Below are 10,548 nucleotides of genomic sequence, written 5' to 3'. Positions count from 1 at the left end.
CTTAACTTCCAGTTCTGTCCAAAATTAGCTATCAACAGGATTTGACAAAGAGCCGATAAAAATAACGTATCCTATCCCGGTGAATCACCGAAATGGGATACGCTATTTTTTGTTTATTTGAACAATGTTTTTGTTGTCGTAATAGACTTATACGGATTATTTTTTGGCAGCCTTAGCAGCATGTAACTTTTCTAAGGCATTGTCATGAATATGATATCTAGGAATCATTTTAACAATAGCGATAGCGAAGATACCGTAGATAATGACGCATCCGAACAGGATCCATAAGAATAATGCTGGTGAAATTGCCATCAATGTTGGCGTGATTAAGGCAAATGCCGCAGTTAAAGCACGGACAATCCCAAGTGAGAAGCCAGTCATACTTGCACGTGCGTTAACTGGGTAGAAGGACTGAGTCCAAACTTTGTAGATTGGTTCGCCAATCCAGATATAACCAAACATATAAACAATGTAACAAACAGAAAAGATGAACCAGTAAGCCGCACTTAAACCAGCAATAAACATGGCCGCAATACCCATTGCTAAGCCGGCAAACATGATGTGGTAGCGATATTTAGTATCTGCTATCCGCATGAAAATCAAGGTCGCTACAAAGCCTAAAACATTACCAATGATTGCAACAATTGTTGCTGTAGCAGCAGCTTGATTATCAACAATAACTAAGAAGTAATTCAAGAACATACCGAATGAGTTAGCTGGTAGGTTCCAGAATAGGTAGAAAAGAGTTAATAAGACAAGTGGTACAAGAATTGTCTTTTGTTTCAATAATTCGCCTAACTTTGGCTTAGCTTCGGCAATCTGTTCGGTACCTTCAGCAGTTTGGACATCATCAGCCAAATTATTTTCAATATCTCGGAATGATTTAGAAAAAATCCGGATACCCCAATTAATGAAAGCCATTAAGGCGATGAAACCAAACAGATATTTGACAGGCATGATACCAGACATACCAGCAGTCAAAAAGCCAATAAATTGAGATAAAATGATACCAGCAGTCCAATATAGCTGTGTTGAAGTAATAGCTTTACCATAATTGGCTTTATCCATTCGTTCGGAGATAACTGCCAGAGACGTTGGTAAATCAGCGCCAGAACCCCAGCCGGCAAGCGCTAAACCGACAAATAAAAGAGGAATATTGTTGGTGAAAGCAACTAAGGCTGTCCCAATCGCGACTACCAAGATATCAAAGTTGAAGATGGCGACTCGACCGAATTTGTCAGACAAGGCACCGCCGGAAACGGCCCCAATTGCAACTGCAAGTGTTAAAGCTGTGTTAATTGAACCAGAAATTAGTGGTGAAAATTCAAAATATTTAGTCCAAAGCGGTAGTGCGACACCACAGCTGACTAAAATAGCAGCGTCAAGGTATGATGCAATACCTGCAACAACAACTAGTAAAACCTGCCCCTTATTCATTTTGGGTGTTACTTTATTATCCATAAATCTTCCTCCTAAAAAATCATGCTTTGATTGATGATATGTCACATGTGACTTTCACCATGGTGTACCTTAAATTTGGAATCTCAAAAAATTGAGTTGTTAAATGCAACGGCCTTAAAAAAATCATGACAGGAATCATATATAAATATTGCTAATTAATAGTTGCACTTCAATTAGTTCCGCTCTTTTTTTGAGAATCCGTTAAGGAACGCATCAGCTTGAACGATTAACAAACAATGGAGTTGAAATACTTTAATTGATTTTTCTCATGTTCGTCGATCATTTACATGTTTATATTTAGTGCATCAATCTTTTTCTTTTGTCACTCTTTGCTAAAAATACGGACACCTAAACTTGTGATTATAAAATTAAACGATAATTATTCGTTTTCCCCCTATTCTGTAATCAAGAATAATTTAAGTATGAAAAACAAAACAGTAGTATAAAAAATAAAACCAGTTTTGATTACGCTTTCATTTTAACCGCTTTCATTTACTCGCGGCAATGTCAAAAGCGTAGGTGTTCAGGGCCATAACTACAGAATGATGACATTTATCGATTTCTGTATCGTTTTTTTAGCAAATCATAAGTTCTAATGTGTTTATACTTAGTTTTCTCTCTAAAAATTTGAGCAGAAAAAGGTATAGATAAATAGACTATACCAATATAAAATGCTGACCTCACCAAGATTTTCAAAGGAATTCAATTGATACAATATTAGTCTTGGTCAGAATATTGATTATAAGATTTTTCATAAGTAAAAATTAGCCAGATTCTATGAAGACTTGATTGCTGTCAATGGGCTTAATCAAATGGAATCTTATAAGTGTTTTCTGTGTTACTGTGTAGAATAAAAAAGTACAGTAACCTCACTAAAGAGGATACTGTACTTTTGGTTACATATAAAATACTATTTTCCAGGTTGATATTCTGGATCAATAACTAATACAGGCTTAATGGTCTTACCGCTGATTGAGTCAGCATTAGCTTCGTTAATTTGTTCAAACTTATAGAATTTTTCAGTTTTATCAAAATCGAACATACCTTGACGGTAGAATTCAATCAACCGTGGAATATCAATTTGGGGAATTGAATCGCCCATATTGACACCGATAACGGATTTGTCATCAACACAAAGGTCGTTCCAAGTATCTACATCGATATGATGTGAAGTGACGGCGATACAAGCGGAGACGCCACCCTGTGCTAAAGCTTTGATTGAGGATTCCATTACTTGAGTAACACCAGTAGTATCGACTGCAAAGTTGACCCCGTGGCCATTAGTTAAGGCTTTGATAGCCGCTACAGGATCTTCATTTTTACTATTGATAGTATCAGTTGCACCTAGTTCTTTAGCTAAAGCTAACCGATCGTCAATGATATCAACGGCGATAACTTTGGTACAGCCAGAAATTTTGCCGGCCATCATTGCGGCTAAACCAACAGCACCAGTACCAAAGACAGCAATGGTGTCGCCAGGACGTGGTTGTAATGTATTCAGAACAGTACCACTACCAGTAACGTAGCCACAACCAAGAGGGCCTAATTTACGTAAGTCTAAGTCATTGGGAACTTTAACTGCGTTACGTTCACGAACAACTGTGGTTGTTGTGAATGATGATTGGTCAAACATATCGTCAACTTGTTTACCATTTTCCGTAAAGTGAGCTGTACCATCAGGACGGACGCCTGACAGATTGTTTGCTGCGTAATGTAAGCATTGTGTGGGTACACCTTTGAGACAATTTTCACAGTTGCCACAAGCATAGAATGATAGAATAACATGGTCACCTGGTTTAAAGTTCTGGACATGAGAACCAACTTTTTCAACGATACCAGAGCCTTCATGGCCTAAAACGATAGGGTAACCAATCGTGGCATCACCTTTACGTAAAGCCTCATCAGAATGGCAAACACCACTGGCAACCATATGAACTTGGATATCATCATCTTGCATTCCTGCAAGTTCGATATCATCTTTTAATGTAAATTTGGCACCTTGTTTATCAACTACAGCAGCTTGAATTTTCATTATAAATTATCCCCTCAATTAAATTTATACTTTACGTTGTTTATTATTTCACATATTCGTACAATATCAAGCGCTTCCATAAACTGTTAAGCATCTGTCCCTATAGTTTAGCGAAGCGATAGGTAAAAAAACGATGTTTAAGTGGTTATTATTAATGAAGTAAGGAATTTTTTTGTGAAAAATCTTAAGAATTAGGAACATATCTACATGTCTCGGTAATTAAAGCCCATCTACAAGAGATTTGATGCTGATCATTTCTCGATCTTCTTTTGGTGTACAACCAAATTTCTTAGCATATTTATTATAGAAAAAGCTTTTATTTGAGAAGCCAACTTCGTGACAAATTGTAGTAATAGGCCTAGTGGTATTCTGAATTGCTTCTCGGGCATGAATTAATCTTTCTTCAGTTAGAGCAGCACTGAAGGTCTTACCAACAACCTTATGAAATAGGTTGCTAAGGTAATTCTTATTATAAGAATATTTATTTGATAGTGTTTCTAGACTAAGCTTTTGATAATTTTGACGAATTTCATCCAATAAACTGATTGCAAGTTTCTGAGTTGATGAAGTTACAGTTGCGGGTAACTGTTTATTACGGGCTAACTGTGCAATTAAAACAGTTAATTCTGATTTAATAATGGTATCAGCGAATTCATGTTGTTGGTAGTATTCTGTAATCAAGGCATCGAATGTGGTTTGAATTTCATGATTTCCGTTACCAATATTTTTGAACAGAATAAACTGCTGCTTAGAATCGGTTGCCACATTGTTGATCAGAAAATCATAAAGTATACTTTTAGCTGCCTGTATTTGAGAAATCAAACCTAAAGAAATATTGCGATCACGAAATAGGAGGTTAATTAATAAATCATTGGTATCGAGCGCATCAATTCGATGTTGACTACCAATATCCAGCAACAGAACGTCACCTTCACTGAGAACAATTTTTTGACCGTTAACGTACTCAGTTGCATGACCGCGAAGCATGTAATTGATTTCAAAATACTGATGTGTATGCAGTGGATATGGTGCAAAACGATTGTGTTTGCGGATAGCAACGCTACAGTTTCTGAAGAAATATTTATTATTGATTACAGGGACCTTCTGTTCGTGGCTCGCTTTAAAATCAATGGCTACTGGTGGAATATCATCGCTGACGTAGTGACTGTGTTGCTGTTGAATTTCAACGTTTGATAATGCCTGTAAGGACTTTAATATATTAATGTCCATGATAGCCTCCTGTAATTTTGTCCCAATCTTTCTAAAGTTCTGATATTGATATCATAACATGTAAGCGTTTAAATGGTAATTGTAATAAGAACTTATTTATTTACATTATGGTCTTAACTGGAGGAGGCAAAAGCACGATTTAAAGATCTTTGAGGTCTACAACTTGTGTTTTCTATTACGGATTTTCTGGTTGATTTAGTCTTACTATATTGTGTATTTGGTACTGGAGGTACACTGACGAGGGCTTAAATTAATGTGCACTATAAGTAACAACATGATAAAAATTATTGATGAAGAGTCAGTGCAATGTACTGGATAAAAAATGAATCAGAGGTGTTACGAAATGAGTATGTATGTAGCGGTTGATATTGGTGCTTCTAGCGGCCGTTTGATTCTTGGAACTGTTGCTGAAGGCAAGCTAAAACTGGAAGAAGTACATCGTTTCAAAAACGGTTTTACAGGTGAAAATGGTCACGATTGCTGGCAGATTGATCATCTTGTTGATGAGATCTTAACGGGCTTAGAGAAAATCAAGGCGCGGGGAATTAATCGTGTTAATTTAGGTATTGATACATGGGCCGTTGATTATGTACTTGTCGATGAAGATGGGAACAAGTTACATGATCCGATTGCATATCGTGACTCTCGTACTGATTCTGCCATCACTAGTTTAACTTCGACATTGCCAAAAGAATACATTTACGAAAAAACCGGTATTCAATTCCAAAATTTTAATACATTATATCAACTTTATACCGAAGATAAAGCAGTCTTGGATAAGACGGATAAAATTATGATGATTCCTGATTATTTGGGCTATATTTTAACCGGAAATGCAGTTACTGAAGTTACTAATGCTTCGACAACACAGATGTTGAATTTACGTCAAGGATTATTTGATAAGGATCTGATGAGTGAAGTTAACGTCGAAGCCGACCAATTTCCACACTTAGTTGAAGCAGGCACTCTGCTAGGTGCTGTACGTCGCAAGTGGCGTAAACGCTATGATATTCCGGAAACTGATGTGATCACCACGGCAACACATGATACTGCCAGTGCTGTAGTTGGTACTCCAGGATTTGGCGATAATTGGGCTTTTCTGAGCTCTGGAACTTGGTCATTACTTGGAGCTGAACTTAACACTCCAGAAAACGGTTTGGCTGCCTTTCGTGAAAACTATACCAACGAATGGGGAGCATATGGAACTTATCGCTTTCTAAAGAATATTATGGGTTTATGGATCATTCAGAGAGTAAAAGAAGAGTTGAATAATCAGTATTCATTTGCTGAATTGGCAGCGCTTGCGGAAAAAGAAGAGTCATTTAAAACTTTCATTGATGTCAACGATTTGCGCTTTCAGAACCCTGAAAATATGATTCAGGAACTACAAAACTACGCGAAAGAAACTAGCCAGTTTGTTCCAAAAACTCCCGGTGAGATTGCACGAGCAATCTACGATAACCTGTCATTATATTATGCTGATTCTGTGCATAAGCTTAGCACAATTATCGGGCATCCAATTACAACATTGAATATTGTTGGTGGGGGTTCTAACGTGGCTTTAATGAATCAACTAACTGCTGATCTTGGCGGCGTGACTGTAGTTGCCGGTCCAAGTGAGGCAACCGCTATTGGTAATATTATTGTTCAAATGATCACTGCCGGAGAGATTAAGAATGTAGTTGCTGGTCGACATTTGATTGCAGACTCTTTTGACTTAAAAACGTTTGAGCCACAGAAAGATGCTTTCACAGGTATATTAGCTAAATATCAAAAATTTTTAGCTAATGCTAAATAACTCTGAGTACTAACTGTTAAAACAGTTTTGTTGTGATTTATTTAAGAAAGGAAAGTGTGTAGTTGATGAAGCGAATTGCTCAAGTAATGTACATTAATCCTGATTCTTATGACGAATATGCAAAGCGACATGCGGAAATTTGGCCGGAAATGAAGGCTGCGTTAAAGGAACATGGTGCGACCAACTATTCGATCTATCTCAATCGGGCTAACGGTCAGACACTAGCTTATCTCGAAGTACCAGATATTGATGCATATAATGCAATTGCAGATACTGAGATTTGTAAGAAGTGGTGGCATTATATGGAGCCAATCATGAAGACTAATCCAGACGAAAGTCCTATCGCTGATGATCTTGAAGAAGTATTTCATTTAGAATAAAAGGAGTGTATTAATTATGGTTAAAACAGAAACAATTGATAAAGCGTATGAAGCTGCAAAAGAACGTTATGCAGAGATTGGTGTCGATACAGAAGCTGCAATGAAGCAATTAGAGAAGGTACCATTATCTTTGCATTGTTGGCAAGGCGATGATATCCATGGTTTCTTAAATCCAGATGCAGAGCTTACTGGGGGTATTGCTGTTACTGGTAATTATCCTGGCGTGGCCCGTACACCAGATGAATTAACGTCTGATTTGCATGAAGCGCTCAGCTTGATTCCAGGAACACATAAGGTTGCCTTGCATATGATTTATGCGGTGGCTAAGGATGGTAAGAAAAAAGATTTCAACGATATTCGGCCAGAAGACTTTGACTACTGGATTGATTGGGCTAAAAAAGAAGGTATCGGTCTAGATAATAACGGTACTTTCTTCTCTCATCCAAAGGTTAAAGATAACATGACTGTCGCTTCTCCTGACAAAGCAACCCGTGATTTTTGGATTGAACATGGTAAATTGACGCGTGAAGTTTCTAACTACATTGGTGAAAAGCTTGGTCAGACTTGTTACAATAATTTTTGGATTCCAGATGGTTTCAAAGATAATCCAATTGACAAACGCACACCACGTGAACGTTTATTAGCTTCTTTAGATGAAATTGAAGCTAAACCATATGACGAGAAAAATACGCAAGATTCTTTTGAAGGTAAATTATTTGGTGCTCCTGGGATTGAATCATACACGGTTGGGTCTCACTTATTCTATGACAACTATGCTATTAGTCGCGGTCACTTATGGACTATTGATGCTGGGCATTTCCACCCAACTGAAGATGTTTCTGATAAGTTTGCATCATACTTCCCATTCACCAAGAAAGACTTGTATATGCACGTTTCTCGTCCAGTACGTTGGGATTCTGACCATACTGTAATTATGGATGAAGCATTGGTTCGTATTACGCGTTCACTTGTACGTGATAACTACCTTGAACGTACTCATCTTGGCTTAGACTTCTTTGATGCAACAATCAATCGTGTAGCTGCATGGGTCGTCGGTGCGCGCGCTACACAAAAAACATTACTACAAGCAATGCTTGAACCAATTGATCAATTAAAACAGACAGAATACGATGCTGATTTCACGACTCGTTTAATTGAAACTGAAGAACTTAAGAGTATGCCATTTGGCGCTGTATGGGATAAATTCTGTCAAAATAATGGGACACCTGTCGGCATGGACTGGATGCAAAATATCCGTCAATATGAAAAAGACGTACAACTTAAACGCGACTAAATAAAATGAATAAGGAGGTCACTGATCTTGACACAAGAAAAGTTTATTAATTCAACGTATGTACAGCAAATGTGTAAAATTACTCGTGGTTTGTACGATCACGGTTGGGATGAACGTAATGGTGGTAATGTTAGTTACCGTCTAACTGAAGATGAAATCAGTCAATATGCAGATACTGCTAAAGTATTACGTAACGTACCAATTGACTTTGACGCTAGTGAATTAGCTGGCCAATATTTCTTAGTTACAGGTACTGGTCGCTATTTCAAAAATGTTATTGATAATCCAGAAGGTGACACTGGGCTTGTTCAAATAGCTGCAGATGGGCATAGTGTTGATATTCATTGGGGTTATAATGATGGTGCTCAACCGACAAGTGAATTTCCATCACATTTGATGACACATATTAATCGGATGCATATTGATAGTAACCAGCGTGTGGTTATGCATTGTCATCCAACTAATCTGATTGCAATGAGTTTTACTTTACCGTTAGATGAAAAAACATTTAGCCGTATTTTATGGAAAATGCAAGCAGAATCAGTTGTTGTCTTCCCTGAAGGCCTTGGGGTAATTCCTTATATGACACCAGGAACCAATGATATCGGTGAAGCAACTGCCAAAAAAATGAAAGATTTCCGTGCAGTCTTGTGGCCTCATCATGGCGTCTTTGGTGCAGGCGATTCAATGGATGAAACTTTTGGTTTAATTGAAACAATTGAAAAGGCTGCGTTGATTTATACGACGATTCAGGCCCAAGGTGGTGTCTGCTTGCAAGAAATCACTGATGATGATTTAGCAGATTTGGCGCATAACTTTGGGTTAACACCTAATCCTAAATTCTTGACCGGTAAATCTTTGGTCAAAAAATAACTTGTTTTGAATGGTAAGGCGGATCATCTTATAGGTGGTTCGCCTTATTATTTATTGACAGCAGGAGATGAGAATCATTAGCGGCGTTCAATCTAAAGACTTAGTAAAACGCTGGGGATATCTTGCTTTATCGTTGTTAATCAATGCTACTGGACATTCACTGACGATTGCAACTAATTTAGGGAGTGCTGTCTGGACGGCCTCAGCGGTTAATTTATACCATTTATGGCCGTTAAGCTTACGTGCAACTTTATTTTTATGCGGTGTTTTAGTTGCTTTGGCGAACATGATTTTGGTTCAAAAGATATCCTGGCGACGATTCTTTGGAAATTTATTATTTATTACACCATTCAGTTATTTAATTCAATTATTTACTCAAGCAATTCTATATTTAGGTATTAACCAGCTGCCTTTAAGTATTCGAGTTATTATTGATATATTTGGTATACTTTGTGTAGCTTTAGCAACATCGATTTATCAGCGTGCCAACATTGTATTACATCCTAATGATGATTTTATGCAGATATTACGATTTCGTTATTTGAAAGGAAATGCTACAATTGCGCAAATGGTTCATTATATACCACCAGTATTGATTATAGTATTAACATTCCTTGTCTCTGATCGTTTATTTGCCGTTAATATCGGGACTTTAATCTGTCTATTTTTTCAAGGGAGTTTTATTGGCTTCTTTGATCAGCATACTTTTAGACGTTTAAAACATTATGGTATCGCTAATTTAGCACAAGCAAAGATGCATCAGCCAAGTGTTGGACAGCATTTACCACAATAATGGTGCTCATTTTGATTGTTCTGATTAAAAATATAAGTTATCAAGGAAAGCTAAGCAAGTTGTTGTCCAATTGGTAGAATATCATACGGAGCTATGAATGGGAGGTAAGGAGTTATGCGTAGTTTTAGTTATATCGGTTTAAAAAACTATTTGACTGAACTGGTGGATTTTAACGAGGTAGAAGTTATTGTTATGGAAAGTCCTAGTCGGTGTTATCATGTTTACTTGCATAAGCTTCAGGATATGGACAGCTTGACTACCAAAGCAATTTTCAATGTTGATTGTCAAAAAATCGAGCATTAAAAATTTATATAGAATACAACAATATTGGCATAACTAATTAAAGTTTGTACTTCTATACTAAAATCGAACAATATTCAAAAAAACAATCGCGATTCTCCAAATTGGAAATCACGATTGCTTTTTATACAGCTTATTCAGATTTGGATTGACTGATCAATAGTTTTCTTACTGGGTTAAATTGTAAGCTTTAGTCCAACATAGTAAGAGAATTCTTAGTTGTTACTATTTTCCAGGTTGATACTCAGGATCAATCACCAATACAGGCTTGATTGTCTTACCACTGATCGAATCAGCGTTAGCTTCATTGATTTGATCGAAATTGTAGAACTTTTCGGTCTTATCAAAGTCGAACATGCCTTGACGATAGAATTCAATTAACCGTGG

Annotated in this window: 9 protein-coding genes and 1 pseudogene; 6 read left to right on the top strand and 4 right to left on the bottom strand. The window is 37.1% G+C overall.

Annotation, left to right across the window (positions count from 1 at the left end; translation table 11 throughout):
• Positions 1-156 precede the first annotated feature (156 nt).
• From EKM80_RS13755 to EKM80_RS13745, 3 genes are all read right to left on the bottom strand, one after another.
• Positions 157-1,461, bottom strand: coding sequence for an MFS transporter (locus tag EKM80_RS13755; protein WP_125554155.1), 1,305 nt, complete (start codon positions 1,459-1,461; stop codon positions 157-159).
• A 910-nt stretch (positions 1,462-2,371) separates the two neighbouring features.
• The gene (locus tag EKM80_RS13750; RefSeq protein ID WP_125554153.1) at positions 2,372-3,493 is read right to left on the bottom strand and encodes an NAD(P)-dependent alcohol dehydrogenase; all 1,122 of its coding nucleotides are present in this window, start codon (positions 3,491-3,493) and stop codon (positions 2,372-2,374) included.
• Between the two features lie 219 nt (positions 3,494-3,712).
• On the bottom strand, positions 3,713-4,723 hold the full coding sequence (locus EKM80_RS13745) for an AraC family transcriptional regulator (RefSeq protein ID WP_125554151.1): 1,011 nt from the start codon (positions 4,721-4,723) through the stop codon (positions 3,713-3,715).
• A 343-nt stretch (positions 4,724-5,066) separates the two neighbouring features.
• Between EKM80_RS13745 and rhaB the strand changes: the two genes are divergently transcribed.
• The 6 genes from rhaB (at position 5,067) to EKM80_RS13715 (ending at position 10,164) form a co-directional block, all read left to right on the top strand.
• Positions 5,067-6,521, top strand: a complete 1,455-nt coding sequence (gene rhaB, locus EKM80_RS13740; RefSeq protein WP_125554150.1) for a rhamnulokinase — start codon at positions 5,067-5,069, stop codon at positions 6,519-6,521.
• A gap of 65 nt (positions 6,522-6,586) precedes the next feature.
• On the top strand, positions 6,587-6,901 hold the full coding sequence (gene rhaM / locus EKM80_RS13735; protein ID WP_125554157.1) for an L-rhamnose mutarotase: 315 nt from the start codon (positions 6,587-6,589) through the stop codon (positions 6,899-6,901).
• 16 nt (positions 6,902-6,917) lie between these two features.
• Positions 6,918-8,195 (top strand): L-rhamnose isomerase, encoded by a 1,278-nt coding sequence (locus EKM80_RS13730; protein WP_125554148.1) that lies wholly within the window; start codon positions 6,918-6,920, stop codon positions 8,193-8,195.
• A gap of 27 nt (positions 8,196-8,222) precedes the next feature.
• Positions 8,223-9,068, top strand: coding sequence for a rhamnulose-1-phosphate aldolase (gene rhaD / locus EKM80_RS13725; RefSeq protein ID WP_125554146.1), 846 nt, complete (start codon positions 8,223-8,225; stop codon positions 9,066-9,068).
• A 67-nt stretch (positions 9,069-9,135) separates the two neighbouring features.
• The gene (locus tag EKM80_RS13720; RefSeq protein WP_125554144.1) at positions 9,136-9,861 is read left to right on the top strand and encodes a YczE/YyaS/YitT family protein; all 726 of its coding nucleotides are present in this window, start codon (positions 9,136-9,138) and stop codon (positions 9,859-9,861) included.
• A 114-nt stretch (positions 9,862-9,975) separates the two neighbouring features.
• The gene (locus tag EKM80_RS13715) at positions 9,976-10,164 is read left to right on the top strand and encodes a hypothetical protein (protein WP_125554142.1); all 189 of its coding nucleotides are present in this window, start codon (positions 9,976-9,978) and stop codon (positions 10,162-10,164) included.
• A gap of 222 nt (positions 10,165-10,386) precedes the next feature.
• Here the strand turns inward: EKM80_RS13715 and EKM80_RS13710 are convergent.
• Positions 10,387-10,548, bottom strand: a pseudogene (locus tag EKM80_RS13710) (NAD(P)-dependent alcohol dehydrogenase); the annotation flags it as partial.

The organism is Loigolactobacillus jiayinensis (genome assembly GCF_003946445.1).
Taxonomy (GTDB): domain Bacteria; phylum Bacillota; class Bacilli; order Lactobacillales; family Lactobacillaceae; genus Loigolactobacillus; species Loigolactobacillus jiayinensis.
The sequence above is the reverse complement of the archived record's forward strand: the minus strand, read 5'-3'. Positions and strand labels throughout refer to the sequence as shown.